This window comes from Agarivorans sp. JK6, from assembly GCF_045277145.1.
GTDB classification, from domain to species: Bacteria; Pseudomonadota; Gammaproteobacteria; order Enterobacterales; family Celerinatantimonadaceae; genus Agarivorans; species Agarivorans albus.
Genome location: NZ_CP113525.1, coordinates 4,163,547 through 4,179,839, shown reverse-complemented (window position 1 = coordinate 4,179,839; position 16,293 = coordinate 4,163,547). Strand labels below are relative to the sequence as shown.

At 44.4% G+C, this 16,293-nt stretch carries 14 protein-coding genes and 1 pseudogene; 10 read left to right on the top strand and 5 right to left on the bottom strand.

From position 1 onward, the window contains the following. Window positions 1-45: 45 nt before the first annotated feature. A complete protein-coding gene (locus tag OV592_RS19275; RefSeq protein ID WP_406609683.1) occupies window positions 46-1,311 on the bottom strand; it encodes an esterase-like activity of phytase family protein in 1,266 nt (421 codons plus the stop codon). A gap of 233 nt (window positions 1,312-1,544) precedes the next feature. On the opposite strand from OV592_RS19275, the gene OV592_RS19270 reads away from it, so the two are divergent. Beyond that, complete coding sequence (locus OV592_RS19270; RefSeq protein ID WP_016402288.1) at window positions 1,545-3,572, top strand: methyl-accepting chemotaxis protein; 2,028 nt, start codon at window positions 1,545-1,547, stop codon at window positions 3,570-3,572. Between the two features lie 53 nt (window positions 3,573-3,625). After that, a complete protein-coding gene (locus OV592_RS19265) occupies window positions 3,626-5,131 on the top strand; it encodes an exopolyphosphatase (protein ID WP_406609682.1) in 1,506 nt (501 codons plus the stop codon). A gap of 84 nt (window positions 5,132-5,215) precedes the next feature. Here the strand turns inward: OV592_RS19265 and OV592_RS19260 are convergent, their stop codons facing one another. Continuing rightward, window positions 5,216-6,418: an ammonium transporter gene (locus OV592_RS19260; RefSeq protein ID WP_406609681.1), complete on the bottom strand. Its 1,203-nt coding sequence runs from the start codon at window positions 6,416-6,418 to the stop codon at window positions 5,216-5,218. A 432-nt stretch (window positions 6,419-6,850) separates the two neighbouring features. Here OV592_RS19260 and OV592_RS19255 point away from each other — a divergent pair, with 432 nt between their 5' ends. The 7 genes and pseudogenes from OV592_RS19255 (at window position 6,851) to OV592_RS19225 (ending at window position 12,551) form a co-directional block, all read left to right on the top strand. Next, window positions 6,851-7,165, top strand: coding sequence for a putative signal transducing protein (locus tag OV592_RS19255; protein ID WP_406609680.1), 315 nt, complete (start codon window positions 6,851-6,853; stop codon window positions 7,163-7,165). 183 nt (window positions 7,166-7,348) lie between these two features. Next, window positions 7,349-7,942 (top strand): annotated as a pseudogene (locus OV592_RS19250) (flagellin); the annotation flags it as partial. Between the two features lie 70 nt (window positions 7,943-8,012). Then, complete coding sequence (locus tag OV592_RS19245) at window positions 8,013-8,258, top strand: YecH family metal-binding protein (RefSeq protein ID WP_016402283.1); 246 nt, start codon at window positions 8,013-8,015, stop codon at window positions 8,256-8,258. Between the two features lie 341 nt (window positions 8,259-8,599). Beyond that, a complete protein-coding gene (locus OV592_RS19240) occupies window positions 8,600-10,219 on the top strand; it encodes a methyl-accepting chemotaxis protein (RefSeq protein WP_338622373.1) in 1,620 nt (539 codons plus the stop codon). 32 nt (window positions 10,220-10,251) lie between these two features. Further along, window positions 10,252-11,451 carry a hypothetical protein gene (locus OV592_RS19235; protein ID WP_406609679.1) on the top strand — a complete coding sequence of 400 codons (1,200 nt, stop codon included), beginning with the start codon at window positions 10,252-10,254 and terminating at the stop codon, window positions 11,449-11,451. Window positions 11,452-11,459: 8 nt separating this feature from the next. Further along, the gene (locus tag OV592_RS19230) at window positions 11,460-11,870 is read left to right on the top strand and encodes a phosphate ABC transporter substrate-binding protein (RefSeq protein ID WP_220720108.1); all 411 of its coding nucleotides are present in this window, start codon (window positions 11,460-11,462) and stop codon (window positions 11,868-11,870) included. Between the two features lie 90 nt (window positions 11,871-11,960). Beyond that, window positions 11,961-12,551, top strand: a complete 591-nt coding sequence (locus OV592_RS19225; RefSeq protein WP_016402279.1) for a YhgN family NAAT transporter — start codon at window positions 11,961-11,963, stop codon at window positions 12,549-12,551. Between the two features lie 105 nt (window positions 12,552-12,656). On the opposite strand, the gene OV592_RS19220 is transcribed toward OV592_RS19225, so the two are convergent. From OV592_RS19220 to rsmD, 3 genes are read right to left on the bottom strand one after another with little or no spacing between them, the layout of a single operon-like run. After that, complete coding sequence (locus tag OV592_RS19220) at window positions 12,657-13,949, bottom strand: BamA/TamA family outer membrane protein (protein ID WP_406609678.1); 1,293 nt, start codon at window positions 13,947-13,949, stop codon at window positions 12,657-12,659. After that, on the bottom strand, window positions 13,946-14,212 hold the full coding sequence (locus OV592_RS19215) for a DUF1145 domain-containing protein (protein ID WP_016402277.1): 267 nt from the start codon (window positions 14,210-14,212) through the stop codon (window positions 13,946-13,948). The genes OV592_RS19220 and OV592_RS19215 overlap by 4 nt, the downstream gene beginning before the upstream one ends. 11 nt (window positions 14,213-14,223) lie before the next feature. Then, entirely contained in the window at window positions 14,224-14,838 is a 615-nt protein-coding gene (gene rsmD / locus OV592_RS19210; protein WP_040307299.1) for a 16S rRNA (guanine(966)-N(2))-methyltransferase RsmD, read from the bottom strand. 104 nt (window positions 14,839-14,942) lie between these two features. Here rsmD and ftsY point away from each other — a divergent pair, with 104 nt between their 5' ends. Then, window positions 14,943-16,280 carry a signal recognition particle-docking protein FtsY gene (gene ftsY / locus OV592_RS19205; protein ID WP_406609677.1) on the top strand — a complete coding sequence of 446 codons (1,338 nt, stop codon included), beginning with the start codon at window positions 14,943-14,945 and terminating at the stop codon, window positions 16,278-16,280. Window positions 16,281-16,293: the final 13 nt, after the last annotated feature.

Sequence of the window (16,293 nt, the reverse complement as noted above, 5' to 3'; positions counted from 1 at the left end):
ATAAAGCGCCCAGAGCACTTATAAAAGTACTCCGGGCGCTTTGGCTTATCGGCCTTTCAATAGATACAAGGTATTGCGATCGATAGTTTGATTAGCCGGTAGTATCTTTTGGATAACATGCTCGCCTTTCGCCGCTACGGCAAAATCATCATCATTAAGCACCGCTAGCTGATTGTTGGCGCGCAGCCACAAGCCTTCCAGTTTGTCGTGAGGGTAGGGGCTGGGCAAATCTACCAATAGATCATTCACCAAGGTTTTTGTTACTGGCTTAATCCCTTGTTGTGCGACTTCTTGCCAGCTCATTTGCTCGAGGGTTTTCCCTGCAAAGGTTAATCCTAGCTCGGCGTCTACATCGCCACTTACATCGGTGGCTTGGCTTAAATCTATTTGATAAATACGTTTGTATTTCGCCTGTTTTTTGCCACTAGCACCGGCAAATCCACCGTCACGTTCTATGACCAAAAACTGTTGCTGGTTTAAGGCGACAATTTCTGAGTTAGAAAGGTTATTTGCTTCTTGCTGGTAAAGGTATTGCTTCGTTTTACCACTAGCGATATCAAAGCTTACGATGCGAGTGAGGTTTTTGTTGCTGATAGCTTTTTTACTTGGGTTGTAAAGTGTCGACTGCATAATGCCAAACAATACTTTCTCGTCTGGGCTAATTGCCAAGCCTTCCATTCCGCGATTAGCACGACGATTCGCCAATACCGCAGGTAGCTTTCTGCCGCCAGTTCCGGTGCCAAAGGGATTAATACGCTCCAGTTCTACACCAGTGGCACTGTAATGAACAATATGCGGACCGTATTCATCACTCACCCAAAAGCTGCCATCTTTTAAGGCAACTAAGCCTTCACTATCTAAACCAAAAGGATCGGCTTTTAGTACCGACTTGTCGTTAGCGTAGGCTACTTCACCGGTATCGCCCATGCCTTTGGGGTTTGGTAAGCCAGAAATTAATTTGCCATTTGGGTCCTTCAACAAAATTTCTTTTACTTGGTTTACCTCACCATTGGTAAAACTAAATAAACCAATGCGTGGTGTGTACTCCGGTGTTGGAAAGATCTTGCCTTTGCCTTCTGGCCCTTGGTATTTGGCATTGGGGCCACGATCGGTAAGGGCATAAAAGTGATCGGCCAAATGCGGATGGGCGGTCATGGCAGATCCGTATCCACCATTGCGGATTTCGGTGCCATTTTCCATGCTCGTTAACACTTGATAGGGCAAAGCTGCTGAAGATGCTTCATCTTTAGCTAATATTTGCGGGCTAGTTAACAAGAGTAGAGAGAGGGGGAGAATCAGCCGTGGGCTCATGTTTGCTTCCTTGCTATGATGTTTTATAAAAAAATAATACAAACATCAGGTTAATCTTTTATTACGCATTTTTTTGCACGAACAATGAGCTAAAAAGCCAAAATTAATAATGGCTTACAGTTTTTTGATGTGCGGAACATCGCACAATAACGACTAAAAAAGATAATCAACAAAATCCTTACTAGTCTTACTAGTACGGGAATTAGCGAGCTTTTGGGAAAAGGTAGCAAGGCATGTTGGGAAAAAGTATCAATCAAATCTCGGTTGTTCATCGTTTATATATTGGGTTTGCCGTTCTCACTTTGGTGATAGCGATGGGCGGTGGTGCCGCTTTCTTGCTGGCTCAGCAAATCAATTCAAGTTTCAATACACTTACTGACAACAGTGCAAGAACCCAGTTGCTGGCAAACCAGGTAGGTAGTCAAGCGCTTCGAGCGGGTATCTTGCTGTTAAGTTTGGAAAATGCCAGCAACTTAGATGAGCTGCAAAGCATTAATAGCCAAGCCGATGAATCATTAAATGACCTAGAAAGTCATGTGGCAGAGTTAGAAGCTCATGCCCAAAAGTTTAATATTAATGGGCTTTCGCAGTATTTAAATGATGTTAGCAATGTAGAGAACACCTTGGCCTCGCAAGGCGGGCGATTAGCGCAATTACAGAATACTTACCTGCAGCAAGACGAAAAAGTACGTGACGATTTGAGTCAGTTTCTATTTCGCTTGTCTGATTTGAAAAGAATTGTGACTAAAGTGGCTAGCCCTGCAGCTGCTGAAGATTCATACATTGAAGACATTCTCACCATGGTCATGGACCGTTTTGGTTTGATGGAGTTCTTACTATCAAACATGGTGAATACTCGCGACCCGCAAAAAATCGCCGATTTGGTTAAGAAGATTCAATATAACAACCGTGTATTTAACGATGACTTTTCTTCATTAATTGATGAAGTAGAAGGCTTGGCTGATCCTCAAGTCGCGGACTTGGTTGCTGAGTTTAACCGTCAAGTGAATGACCCAAGCGGCATTGTAGAGCGCTATGTAGATAGCCAAGAAACCATTGCTAATATCGCTATCCAAACTGTAGAAATTAACCGTCAGCTTTCTGGTTTAGATTCTACCGTTACTAAGATTGTTGATTTAGCTAACCAGCAAAGTGAGGTTGCCAGCGAGCAGGGCCGAAGTTTAATTCTTAATGCGCGCTCTATTACCGCGATTGTTGTGCCTTTGGTGATTATTTTTGCTATTGCCGTTGCTTACTGGTTAGCGAGTTTGATTCGTAAACCGCTAGAGCATACCCAATCCCACATTCTACGATTGGCTGAGGGCGACTATAGCCAAAGCATGAATGGTAAATACTCTGGCGAATTTGCGGTGCTGGTGGCAGCCATTAACCGAATGATTGAACAAGCTCGCGAGGTGTTTAGCCAAATTCAAAGTGCTGCTCACCAACTTAGCGATGTATCGGTTAAAAATAACGAAGCTTCAAGCGTGGTAAAAACCAAGCTTGATAAGCAAACCGCGGAACTGAGTAGCGTAGCAACTGCTGTTACTGAAATGGAGTCGGCAATTAAAGAAGTGGCTTCAAACACCGAAAGTAGCCGCGAGTTGTCGATGTCTGTTGAGAACAACATTGATCAAGGCCAGCAGGTAATGAATCAAAATATCGAGATGATCGATAGTTTAGATGATGCCTTGCAGAGCACTTCTGGCCAAGTGGATAAGCTAGCAGACGCCAGTAAACAAATTGGTTCTATTATCGAAGTGATCGATGGTATTGCCGAGAAAACCAACCTGCTAGCCTTAAATGCGGCCATTGAAGCGGCACGTGCCGGTGAGCAAGGTCGAGGTTTTGCTGTGGTTGCCGATGAGGTGCGCAGCCTAGCTAGCCAAACCACCAAAAGCACCGAGTCAGTGCGGGCAATGATTACTACCTTGCAACGCGAATCAACTCAGGTATTTGATGCAATGGCTGCTAGTCGCGAGCAAATGAGTCAGTCAAAAGATCTGGCCGAGAAATCTCGTGAAGCGATCATGACAATTCGTACTGACATGAGCCAAATGCGCGAGATGACCGATCAAATTAGTGTGGCCGCTCAAGAGCAACATCATGTTGCAAGCGAAGTTACGCGTAATGTGAATGTGATTGCCGAGGTAGCAGAAGATAATTTTGAGCAAATAGAGCGAGTTGCTCAATCTAGCCAAGCGCTACAACAACAGGTAAATGATATAGAAACTATGTTAAAACGTTTTATATTGAAGTAAATTAGAGAGCCTTTTGGCTCGGTCTTTTGCGAGTGATTCGCTGAGGTTAGTTTATGTTCAATTTATCGCGTTTGTTGAGTCCCAAAACTCAACAGTTGGCTGCTCTGGATTTAGGCAGCAATAGTTTTCATTTAATTATTGCTGACTGGGAAGACGGCGAACTTAAAGTTCGTGATAAAGTGAAAGAAATGGTGCGTTTGGGTTGGGGCTTGCAAGATGATGGCAGCCTCGACGCAGCTGCTTGGAATCGCGCTCAAGCATGTTTAGAGCGCTTTGGTGAGCGTCTTCGCGAGTTTAAACCTGGCAGTGTTAGAGTTGTTGGCACCAAGACCCTACGTAGCATTATTGACTCCAATGTGTTCCTGCAAGCTGCTGAGCAACGCCTTGGCCATCCTGTTGAAGTTATCTCCGGTGAAGAAGAAGCCCGTTTAATCTACCTAGGTGTTGCTCACTATATGGCGCCAACTAATGGCCCGCGTATGGTCATCGACATTGGCGGTGGTAGCACCGAAGTCACTCTTGGTGAAGGCATGGATCTAAAGCTTAAAGAAAGCTTAGATATGGGCTGTGTATCTATCACTAAACGTTTCTTTAAAAATGGCCGAGTGACCAAAAACCGCTTATTAAAAGCTAGTGTCTATTGTTCGCAGCAACTGTTGCCTGTGGCCGATGATTTCTTGGAACATGCTTGGAATGAGTGTTTAGGTGCTTCTGGCACCATTAAAGCTGTGGCGAAAGTTTGCTTAGAAAATCAATTTTGTGATGGTGAAATTCAGCTCAAAGGCCTAGACGCTATTATTGAACGCTACCTTGAAGCAGGCGAATGTAACTTGCCGCTAAAAGGTCTTTCACTAGAACGTCAGCCGGTGTTTTTGGGAGGTGTTATCGTCTTACAAGCCTTATTCCAAGCACTGAACATTGATACTATGCATGCGGCAGAATCGGCCTTACGCGAAGGTTTATTGTATGAGCTAAAAGGTCGTTTAGAGCACAGCGATATTCGTCCAGCTAGTGTGCAAAAGCTAGCTGAGCGTTACCACGTAGACAGCCAGTTTAGTGGCCGAGTAGATAGCACTTGTCAGTTATTGTTAAACCAAGTGGCAGAAACTTGGTCGTTGGATGAAGTAGAAACTACCAAGCTGTTAAATTGGGCTTCGCAATTATTTTTAGTGGGCCTCGATGTAGCACACAGTGATTATCATAAACACGGTGCTTATATTGTGGAACATGTGGATCTTGCTGGCTTTTCGCGCATCGAGCAACAACAGTTGGCAGCCTTAGTTTTAGCGCATCGTAAGCGCATCCCAGTTAAGCAGTTCCCGATGGAAAACGTAGACTTGCTCAAGGCGTGTTTGATCATTCGTTTGTCAGTCATTTTTAACCGTGGCAAACGCCGTCAAACACTGCCGGAACTGCAGTTTAGAGCTGCTGGGCAGCAAATGAGTTTACTGTTGGATCAAACTTGGCTGCAGAATAATCCTTTAACCCGTGCAGATTTAGAAAATGAGCAGCAATACTTGAGCCAGATAGATTATAAGCTAGATATTATTGAGCTCTAAAAAGCAAAATGCAGTTCAATGGTGAGCTTCACCAGAACTGCATTTCAAGTATTGAAAGCCCGCACTGCTGTGCGGGCTTTTTTATTAGCGGTCTTTGTTGGTTGCGCTAATTTTGTGAATCGCTAAGTCAGCGCCGTGGAATTCGTCTTCTTCAGAAAGACGCAAGCCTGCAACTTTATCTACAATACCGTAAACAATCACACCACCGATTAGCGCTACAGCAACACCTGCAAGGCTACCGATGATCTGACTGATTAGAGATACGCCACCTAAACCGCCTAATGCTTGGCTACCGAAGATACCTGCGGCAACACCACCCCAAACACCACACAAACCGTGAAGTGGCCAAACACCTAATACATCGTCTAAGTCAGAGCGTTGTTGTAACCAAGTGAATACCCAAACAAATAATGCACCAGCTACGCCACCCGTTACTAAGGCGCCAATAGGATGCATTAAGTCTGAACCTGCACAAACAGCAACTAAGCCAGCTAAGGGGCCATTGTGAACAAAACCAGGGTCATTACGGCCTACAACTAGCGCAACAATCGTTCCGCCAACCATTGCCATTAAGGTATTAACCGCTACTAAACCGCTGATGCCGTCCATGGTTTGGGCCGACATAACGTTAAAGCCGAACCAGCCAACGGTAAGTACCCAAGCACCTAAAGCTAAGAATGGGATGTTAGAGGGTGCAAATGCCACGCCTGGCTTTCTGCCTTTACGTGCGCCAAGAACTTTAATCGCAACCAGTGCTAACCAACCACCCATTGCGTGCACAACTACCGAGCCAGCAAAATCATGGAAGGCAGCGCCAAATTGCGCTTCTAACCAATCTTGGAAGCCGAAGTTACCGTTCCAAATAATGCCTTCGAAAATCGGGTATACCAAACCAACAATCAATGAAGAGGCAATTAAGAATGGATAGAACTTACCACGCTCCGCGATACCACCCGAAACAATGGCTGGAATAGCAGCAGCAAAGGTAAGTAAGAAGAAAAACTTCACCAGCTCGTAGCCGTTTCCTTCAGCAAGTACTTCTGCACTATTAAAAAAGTGGTTACCGTAAGCTAAGTAGTAACCAATAACGAAGTAAGCCACACCAGAAAATGCGAAATCGGTGATAATTTTAACTAAGGCGTTTACCTGGTTTTTATGGCGAACTGTACCTACTTCTAAAAAGGCAAAGCCAGCGTGCATGGCTAGAACCATAATGGCACCTAGCAGAATGAATAAAGTGTTTGCGCTTTGCGACAATACGTCGATAGCGTCACTAATATTATCCATTAAAAAATCTCCCTAATTGTTTCTTTAAATATGGTTTGCGCCAAAAAGAAGCAATTTTCAGGCCTTTTGTAGAATAAATTTCTTAACTAAGCACTAAGTTGATGCAATAAAAGGGTTTTAACTTGATGATAACAATAGGATTACATGTTTTGGCTCTAAAATGGTGCGGTATTATATGTGATCTATATACGATATGTTCTAAATTGGTGCGGTATCGCTATATTTTGGTGCTGGGTAGTTGCGGCTCATCATAGTGTTAAGCGAGCCTTTTTAAGCTGAGGTTAAGTCAATAAAATGTTAGGGCGCTGAGCTAATGTGCCCGCTCACTAGGTCTATTTAAAAAGGGTTAATGCCTAAGTTTTTGTGTTAGCAAGCAATACTACAAGCAACTCACCTATACTAAGCATTAATGGTAGCTATTAAGGAGAATAAATGAGCCAATGGCATGAGTTTTATCGAGCCGCCAACTTTGTAGAAGCGCGATTGCTGCAAGGTATGTTAAGTAAAATGGGCATTGAGAGCCGAGTAGATGGTGAGTATGCCATGGCGGCAGCTGGTGAGCTCCCTATGGACGTTGTACAAGTCACATTAATGGTAGAGTTAGCCCAATGGGACAAAGCCAAGCAAGCGGTTAAGGACTACGAAGTAAATAGTGTTGCAGAGTGGACCTGCAATAAGTGCCAAGAAATTAATCCCGGAAGCTTCGATTATTGCTGGTCTTGCGAGCAAGAAAAAAGCACAAATTAGCGTTCAAAAAGATGCGATTTTGGGCACTTAGTGGTATGCTTAAAAAGTATACAGCTAGGATGGCTGCTCTAGTAAATGTTTTGTTGAGGATATCCAATGGCTATCAATCAGGTTTCAAGCTCCGTTTCTCCGTCCGATTTTTATATGGACCAAGCGAAGAAACGCCAAGAAGAACAAGATGAAAAACTTGCTTCTGGTAAGCGTATTAACACAGCGGCAGATGATCCTGCAGGCTTACAGATTTCTAATCGCTTAACCACTGGTATTAGCGAGCAAGAAGCCTACGCTAATATCTATCAAAACCAAGTTAGCCTCAACAATATCGAATCTGCTCAACTACAGGGTACTACTGAGCTATTGCAGCAGAACCAAGCTTTGGTTGTACAAAGTGGTAATGGTATTTATAACTCTGACGATATTGCCGCTTTGCAAGCTCAAGTTGATGCCAACACTGCCGCGATTCCCAACGCTACCGATCTTGGCGTAGATAATGTTGACCTTAACGATCCTGCCACAGCTCAAGCAGCGTTGCAGGGGGCCCAGCAAACTACCGATGCCAATCAAGCGGAACTAGGTGCTTCTAGTAATGCGGCTGAGTCTGCTTATCGCTCTACCCAAGCTGCCATCGAGGCACAAAGCGCAGCGCGTTCGCGCATATTAGATACCAACTATGCGCAATCAACGTCGCAACAAGCACAAAACGATGCCTTGTTGCAAAGCTCTATTCAGTCTTACCAACAACAATTGGCCTCCAAGAACATTGAGAAGCTTATCTAGCTTGTTCTAACGCAACAAATAAACGGCGTGGCACTGGTAAAGTGAACGCCGTTTTTTAATGGAGGTAATAATGAGTCAGTCGATTCACGGGCATCAAGTGATGCAGTTGATGTTAGAACAAGGTGGTAGTTTCACTTCTGCGTCTCTAGAGGCGTTAATGAAAGAAACATTTGGTGAAGACAGTGAGTACCATACTTGTCGTCAAAAAGGCATGAACGCCCAGCAATTGATCGTGTTCTTAGCAGAACGTGGCAAGTTCATCGAAGCAAAACAAGGCTTTACTACTGCTGAATCAAAGATCTGTTCTCACAAATAAACCTGCCTTATATGGGCCATTTCAGGCCCTTTTCATATATAAACGACTATTAATTCAGTTATAACTGATATTACTTGCTATTTATCACTCTTTTAGTGTTTAATTCATCTTTCTTTGCTGTTTTCCCATCTTATCTGGAATAAACATCTATAATTTCTTATGCACCTAGGCTTTTAGTCGGAACGGAATAAGTGGTTTAATCTAATAAGATTTCTAACAATATTTAAACGTGTGTTTTAATTATTTAGGGTTTGTTTAACAACAGAGAAGTAATTTAAACATTCAGTTGATGGTGCCGATACATAAGTTATCGATACTTGTATTTACATGGAGTGGTATAAATGGATTTGGCTAGACGTCTAAAAATAAGCCATAAGGTTGGGATCTTGGCGGCAATTGCTGTTGTTGGGTTTGCAATCTACTTGGTGAACAACATGCAAGTTCAGCAACAAAGCCAGTTCAATATTGAACAAATTAGAGACCAATATTTCCCTGCCTTAGACACCGCAACGGTTGCGCAAAACACCCTATATAACGTGGACCAACTGCTACAAACTGCTGTAACCACTGGTGAAGAAGAATCATTAGATGCGGCTGATGAGCAAAATCAGCTGTTAAACGATAAGCTAAACGAGCTAATTACAATTCTGCCTAGCGCTAGGCAAGACGTAGAGCAACTGCAAAGCCTACAAAATAAATATTATGGTCAAGCTAGAGGCATTGCCATGAGCTTGGTAGATGGCAGTGCCGACTTCGCCACTTTACCTGCCAAAGCTGAGCGCTCCGCCGCAGTACTGCAAGAGCTGACTCAAGGTTTGGCAAGTTTGCGGGTAAACACCGAAAAAGCCTTTAACGAAACCATAGATGGCACCATTGCTAGTTCTCAGTCTGCGGTAACCACCGGTATTATTTTGGGCGTGGCCACCATTGTAGTGGTTATCTTCGTCGGCATTATGACCACTCGCAGCATCGTTAACTCGATTGCCCAAGTGACTTCATCATTGCGTGAAATCGCCGAAGGCGAAGGGGATCTTACCGTTCGTGTTGACTACGACGGTAAAGATGAAATAGCCACGCTAGTTCATTGGTTTAATCAGTTTATTAGCAAGATGCAAATTAGCATTGCTACAACCACCGAAACCGTTCAAGCCCTTCAAGATGTGTCTACTCGCTTAATGGAAACCAGTAAACATACTGCGAGTAGTATCGAGTCTCAAAATCACTCGGTAGATGCAGTAAGTGCAGCAATTCAAGAAATGACCGCTAGTGTGCACCATATTGCTGACTTTGCCTCGCAAGCTTCTCAAGAAGCGTCTTCTGCAAACAGTTCCGCGCAAGAAGGCAACCAAGTTGTAGAAAATACCATCTCAGTAATTAACGATTTAGCTGAAGAAGTGAACGGTACTGCACAAGCGATTAATCAGCTTGAATCTTATACCAGCAATGTAGGTGTGATTTTAGATGCGATTCGAGGCATTGCAGAGCAAACCAATTTGCTAGCTTTGAATGCTGCTATTGAAGCAGCACGCGCCGGCGAACAGGGACGAGGTTTTGCGGTAGTAGCAGATGAAGTTCGCACCCTTGCCTCGCGCACCCAAGATTCTACTCAAGAAATTCAACAAGTATTAGAAGAGCTACAAAAAGGCTCTGGATCGGCTGTTGAAGCTATGAACCGCGGTATTGAACAAGCCGGTTTAAGTGTTGAGCAATCTGCCCAAGCGGGTAAATCACTAATGGATATCACCGGTAAGGTGGAATCAATTCATGCTGTGAACGAGCAAATTGCAGCAGCAACAGAAGAGCAAACTAAAACTTCAGATGTTATTCACAACAGCGTGAATGACATTCAACAAATATCTCTCGCAGTGGCAAAAAGTTCTAGCGAAATAGACAACGTTAGCGAGGATGTAAGGCAAGTAACTCAGCGATTAAGTGACGTTATTAGCCAATTTAAAGTGTAAATAAAAAAACTATAAAAGAAAGGAGATGCCCCATGGATTTAAGGGCGTGGCAGGCGTTACCAATATGCTTATTGAGTGGCGCAGTAATGGCAGACGAAGCTCTCGAGCAACGAGTAAATGATCTCGAGCAAGAGGTGCAGGTTCTAAGAGAACAAAATCAGGATAATGCCTTTGATAGAATCAGCTTTAACGGTTTCTACAGCGTGGGCATTAATCAAGCTAACAATAACCTAGGTTATGCCGGTTCTACCGACGAGTACGATTTTAATAATCTTACTTTGGTGGGCCTACAGGGTGACTTTGCTTTAGCCGACAGTACCAGTGTAACGGTGCAGTTAGTGGCACGTGGTGAAGATGACTTTAGCCCAGATGTTGAATGGGCTTACTTAAAGCATACCTTTGATAACTACATTACAGTGCGTGGCGGTAAACTTCGCTTACCTATGTATATGTATTCTGATTATCTAGAAGTGGGTTACGCTCAGCCGTGGGCTCGTCCACCAGAAGAAGTATATGGTTTTGTGCCATTTAACTCTTTTGTTGGTGTTGATGGTAGCTACGACTTCGAGTTTGATAACTCAACCCTAACGGTACAGGGCTTTTGGGGACAGTCGGAAGAAGATGGCACTAAGTACGATGATATCTTAGGAGCTAACCTTACTTGGGCTATTGACGATTTCACCGTTCGAGCTGTTTACGGCGTAACTAAAATTACCGTAGCTGATACCAACTATCCCGATAGAGATGCACTTGCTGATAAAAACAAATCAGACTTCTTAGGTGCAGGCCTTAGCTATGACAATGGATCGTTGTTAGTGGTGTCGGAAGTAACTCGTGCAACAGTAGAAGGTGAGTACTCGGATGTTGATTCAGGCTACCTGACCTTGGGTTACCGCTTTGGTAAAGCCATGCCTTACGGCACTGTAGCTGGCATGAAAACCCAAGATGACGATGAGCGCGAAGGTAAACTCGTTTGTGTGGCAGCTTGTGGAACTGGGTCTGACGCCATGGCTCCATCTTCATGGATATACGACGGTAAGCGTACTTCATACTCTCTGGGCCTACGTTACGAGCTATTGTCGAACCTGTCGGTAAAGTTTGATGCTACTCTAGTAAATGGCTTCGGTGATACCAACGGCTTATTAGAAAACAAGGTTGCTGGTCAACTGTCTGGTCAGGATACACCTGATAGCACCACGGTTTACAGCATTGTATTTGACGGCGTATTTTAGGAGGAGTCATGAAAAAACTATTATTGGCTCTGTCTTTGAGCGTATTTAGTCTTAGTAGCTTGGCTGCTCCGGTAGTGATTGCAAACCCTGCGGGTCCTGATGCTTTATCAAAAGCAGAAGTGAAAAAGCTGTTCTTGGGTAAGCTTAAAAAGCTACCTAATGGCACACCACCAGTGGTGATTGAATATAAAGAAGGCGACGCATTACGTGCTAGCTTTCACGATGCCGCAACCGGTAAAAGTGAAGCCCAGCTTCAAGCTTATTGGTCAAAGTTAATCTTCACTGGTAAAGCTAAGCCGCCTAAAACGGCTGCTTCTCCGTCAGTTGCTGTATCAGAAGTTGCTGGCAATGCCGCTGCTATAGCCTATGTTGACGAAGCGGATGTAACCGATGCAGTAAAAGTCGTTTATAAACCGTAAATAAAGCTAAGCTATAAAAGAGTCAGGGTGTTATGCTCTGGCTCTTTTTTATTTCTTAGACAAAATAGTCGTTATTTAGTGAGTTAGCCAATGGATATGTTATCAGCAGCAGTGATGTTGTTTTTGATTATGGATCCGCTAGGAAACCTTCCTGTGTTTCTTAGCATGGTCAAACATCTTGACCCAAAACGTCGGCGAATCGTTTTACTACGAGAACTGGTGTTTGCCCTTACTGTTATGTTTGCCTTTTTGTTTGCTGGTGAGCAAATTCTAGGTTTCTTAAATCTTCGACAAGAAGCGGTAAGCCTTGCTGGCGGGATAATTCTATTCCTTATTGCCTTGAAGATGATTTTCCCTCAGCCCGGTGGTGTTGCTGGTCTTGCTGCAGGTGAAGAGCCCTTTTTGGTACCGATGGCAATCCCAATGATTGCCGGCCCCTCGGTACTTGCATCGTTAATGTTGCTGGCAAATCAAGATGGAAGTCGGATGCTAGATTGGTCTTTGGCGCTACTCATTGCTTGGGGCATTAGCGTGGTGATCTTCTTATTTAGTGGGGTGCTTTTAAAACTGCTGGGTGAGAAAGGTTTAAAAGCCATGGAACGTTTAATGGGCATGTTGCTTATTATGCTTGCGGTTCAAATGTTCCTTGATGGAATAGCCGATTATTGGCAATCACTATAAGCAGAATGGCTAGCCTTGCGGATTCCAGCTTTAAACTGGTAATCCGCAAGTTTACTAAGCCTGTTGATCTCTAGAGCAAAATTAACCGCGACAGATTAACAGATCCTAGTAAGGGTGATTTATACCTAAACGAAAAATGCTGTCATCGCCGCTGGTAGCAAAATCACCGCGTAGTACAACACCTTCCATCATTACTCTAAGACTGCCGCCTACGCTGTATTTCATATCTTGGTGTAAGGTTGCCAAGTTGTATTCATCAGCCACTCGGCCAATTTCAACAAAGGCGACCCAGTACCAAGCAGGTACGTTAAACCAATTTACAACTGGCACTTTGGGAAGTGGGTTCCAGTTGGGTGTGAAGCGGTATTCTGCCGAATAATAGATCATCGAACGATCGTGATAACGGGCAGTTTCATAGCCTTTAAGCCTGTCCATTCCCCCTAAACGAGAACCAGCAAACCACGCAGGGCGGTGAAATTGCTGTTCGCCATTGTTGTAAGAACTGTGGTTCCAAGTGGGGGTATCAGAGGTGGCAAAACCAAACGCTAAAACTTGGCTTTGTGCCCAAGAGGTTTTTGGCAAACTGATATATTTAGAGGCCGAAAGCTCCCACATCGTCCACGAAGGTCGCTCACTATCGCCCCAATCACGGCTTACATTTAAGCGCTGTCGGCTACCTGCTGTTGGGTTTTGATGGTAGTTACGATTATCGTATTCGAGTTCTAAGGTAAGGCCTGCCGAGGTATTCGAATCTTGCAGTTGGTTATATTCACCAACGTCCTTTTTCCAATAAAAAGGTTCAAGTTGAATAATGGTGCGGCCGCTGGTGAGTGGGTTCCACTCTTTCGCGCCCGCTTCATAACCTTCCATTACTTCACCGCGGTTTACTCTAAAAGTGTGAACTGCTGAGTTTTTACCGTGGCCTAGAGGCAGTAAATAGCGAAATCTAAAGCGATACTCTTGGCCTTTGCTGTGGGTATAAACACGGTTCTCTTGGCTAGAATCATTGCTACCCGCTCGCTCTCCTGGGTAATCCGAATTACCGTTAATATATTGCGGATCGCGAGTAAAATTAGTTTGATACAAAGTGGTATCAAAAAAGATCCGGTCAGCAAAAGGCATTTGATAGTCACCAGTATACAAAAAGCCCATCCAGCTATCGTTACTGGTTACAGTCGCCGTTGCCACCATGCTAGAGCTGGGTTGAATATGCCCTGCGGCGCCTACGCCAACACCCACGCCCCACTGGAGGTTTTCGGTGTAATAGGCATAGGGTAATACTTGGGTCCAAGCTCCGCTGCGTTGATGTTTAGCATCATCAATGACCGTAACGCTCATCGCCCAACTAGGCAGACTTACAAAGCAAATGCTCGCCAATAGTAACTGGCGTGTAATCAAGAGTCTTTCCCAGTCATACGTTTATGAATTTGCCACATAGCAAAAAAGCCAAAGAACAAAATTTGTAGATTATCACCCTTCTTCAACACGCCTGCTTCAAGCAAAGTGCCGCGAATGGATAACAGTTGAACGCCGTGCAGCAATAACAAAAAACCACCCACTAGCGGCAAAATCCAATTGTAAGGCGGAACAAAAATAATTGGGCTGAGTAGCATCGCTAACCACATGGCAGCCATAAACAGTTTGCCAATTTTAATAAACATAAATAGGGCTCTTAAGTTAGTTGGTATAAACGGTAGCTTACTTGGCCTGCTTGTTTTTCTTTTATGCAGTGCCAGTTTGCGGGTAATTGGGGCTCGTTGGCTTCGTTCTCAAATTCAAGATAAACCAGTGCGTCGGGTTTTAACCAGCCATTGTCATTTAACATTGCGCAGCTAGGTGCTAGTAGCTCGCAACGAAACGGCGGGTCAATAAATACAATGTCGTAGGCTTCGCTCGGTGTTTGCTTTAGCCATTGCAAGGCATCTTGGTTAATTAACTTTGCTTGCTCGCTGCTAAGCTCTAATACTTGTAAATTGGCCTTAAGCTGCTTAGCAGCTTGCGCATCTTTCTCTACGAAGGTGGTAAAACTAGCAAAACGCGACAAGGCCTCAAAACCTAAGCTGCCACTTCCAGCAAAAAGATCTAAGCAATGGCTGTTGTGCAAATAGGGGCTTAACCAGTTAAATACGGTTTCTTTAACTCGGTCGGTAGTTGGGCGTAAGCCTTGGCTATTCAGCACCTTGAGCTTGCGCCCGCGCCATTGACCGGCAATTATGCGTACCTGACCGCTGCCATTATTAGATTTGTTACTTTGATTTGAATGTTTTCTTGAGGAAAGCCGTGCCATTTACTTAGACCATTGAGAAACTGTGATAATATCCGAGCAATATTGATTGGACGTTGGCATTGTAACAGCCAACGTCGTTTACTGGTAAAAAAGGTTTTGCAGTAATGGCAAAAAAGAAGGGCCTATTTTCTTGGTTTGGCCGAAAAAAAGATGACGAGCAACAACAATCAAGCGATCCCGCCGCAGAACAACAAGATACTCAGCAAGCTGAGTTAGACGCGCAAGCAGAGCGTGAAGCACAAGCAGAACGTGAAGCTCAAGCAGAGCGCGAAGCTCAAGCAGAACGCGAAGCTCAAGCAGAACGCGAAGCTCAAGCAGAACGCGAAGCCCAAGCAGAACGTGAAGCTCAAGCAGAACGTGAAGCACAAGCAGAGCGCGAAGCCCAAGCAGAACGCGAAGCTCAAGCAGAGCGCGAGGCCCAAGCAGCACAAGAGGCCGAACTAGCGGCGCAGGCTGAACAAGAAGCCGAGCTAGCCGCAGCGTCGCAAGCTGCTGAGCCAGTGAAAAAAATGGGTTTGTTTGCCCGTTTGCGTGCAGGCTTAAGGCGTACCCGTAAGAATTTTGGTTGGGGTTTCTTTTCTCTCTTTAAAGGGCGAAAGATCGACGATGAGCTGTTTGAAGAATTAGAAGAACAGTTATTGGTGGCGGATGTTGGCGTTGATACCACTTTAAAGATTATCGAAAACCTCACCAGTCACGTTAAACGCAGTGATCTACAAGATGGTGAAGCCTTATACCAGCAACTAAAACTCGATATGGCTAGCATGCTTAATCAAGTTGAAGCGCCTTTAGATTTAGATAGTAGCGACGGACCGTTTGTTATTTTAATGGTTGGGGTTAATGGTGTGGGTAAAACCACCACCATCGGTAAGCTTGCCAAGCAATATCAAAGTCAGGGTAAATCGGTGATGTTGGCCGCGGGTGATACCTTCCGCGCCGCTGCGGTAGAGCAGCTGCAAGTGTGGGGTGAGCGTAACGAGATCCCGGTAATTGCTCAACACACTGGTGCCGACAGTGCTTCGGTAATTTTCGATGCTTTTCAAGCAGCTAAGTCACGAAATGTAGATGTATTGATTGCCGATACAGCAGGTCGCTTGCAAAATAAAGCGCACCTAATGGAAGAGTTGAAGAAAATTGTACGAGTAATGAAAAAGCTCGACGATGCCGCTCCTCATGAAATTATGTTAACTATTGATGCCAGCACTGGCCAAAATGCCATTAGCCAAGCTAACTTATTTAACCAAGCGGTGGGCTTAACGGGTTTAACACTTACCAAGTTAGATGGCACCGCTAAAGGTGGGGTAATTTTTGCCTTAGCCGACAAGTTTGCTTTGCCTATTCGTTATATTGGTGTGGGTGAAGGCATTGATGATTTACGCGAGTTTGAGTCACAACCCTTTGTTGATGCGCTATTTAGCAGCGAAGAGAGTGAAGAGGCGTAGTTAAACGCTGCCT

Bases quoted from the DNA above. Each gene is read 5' to 3' on its own strand.
- OV592_RS19275 (WP_406609683.1), bottom strand. From the start codon at position 1,311: ATGAGCCCACGGCTGATTCTCCCCCTCTCTCTACTCTTGTTAACTAGC.
- OV592_RS19270 (WP_016402288.1), top strand. From the start codon at position 1,545: ATGTTGGGAAAAAGTATCAATCAAATCTCGGTTGTTCATCGTTTATAT.
- OV592_RS19265 (WP_406609682.1), top strand. From the start codon at position 3,626: ATGTTCAATTTATCGCGTTTGTTGAGTCCCAAAACTCAACAGTTGGCT.
- OV592_RS19260 (WP_406609681.1), bottom strand. From the start codon at position 6,418: ATGGATAATATTAGTGACGCTATCGACGTATTGTCGCAAAGCGCAAAC.
- OV592_RS19255 (WP_406609680.1), top strand. From the start codon at position 6,851: ATGAGCCAATGGCATGAGTTTTATCGAGCCGCCAACTTTGTAGAAGCG.
- OV592_RS19245 (WP_016402283.1), top strand. From the start codon at position 8,013: ATGAGTCAGTCGATTCACGGGCATCAAGTGATGCAGTTGATGTTAGAA.
- OV592_RS19240 (WP_338622373.1), top strand. From the start codon at position 8,600: ATGGATTTGGCTAGACGTCTAAAAATAAGCCATAAGGTTGGGATCTTG.
- OV592_RS19235 (WP_406609679.1), top strand. From the start codon at position 10,252: ATGGATTTAAGGGCGTGGCAGGCGTTACCAATATGCTTATTGAGTGGC.
- OV592_RS19230 (WP_220720108.1), top strand. From the start codon at position 11,460: ATGAAAAAACTATTATTGGCTCTGTCTTTGAGCGTATTTAGTCTTAGT.
- OV592_RS19225 (WP_016402279.1), top strand. From the start codon at position 11,961: ATGGATATGTTATCAGCAGCAGTGATGTTGTTTTTGATTATGGATCCG.
- OV592_RS19215 (WP_016402277.1), bottom strand. From the start codon at position 14,212: ATGTTTATTAAAATTGGCAAACTGTTTATGGCTGCCATGTGGTTAGCG.
- rsmD (WP_040307299.1), bottom strand. From the start codon at position 14,838: ATGGCACGGCTTTCCTCAAGAAAACATTCAAATCAAAGTAACAAATCT.
- ftsY (WP_406609677.1), top strand. From the start codon at position 14,943: ATGGCAAAAAAGAAGGGCCTATTTTCTTGGTTTGGCCGAAAAAAAGAT.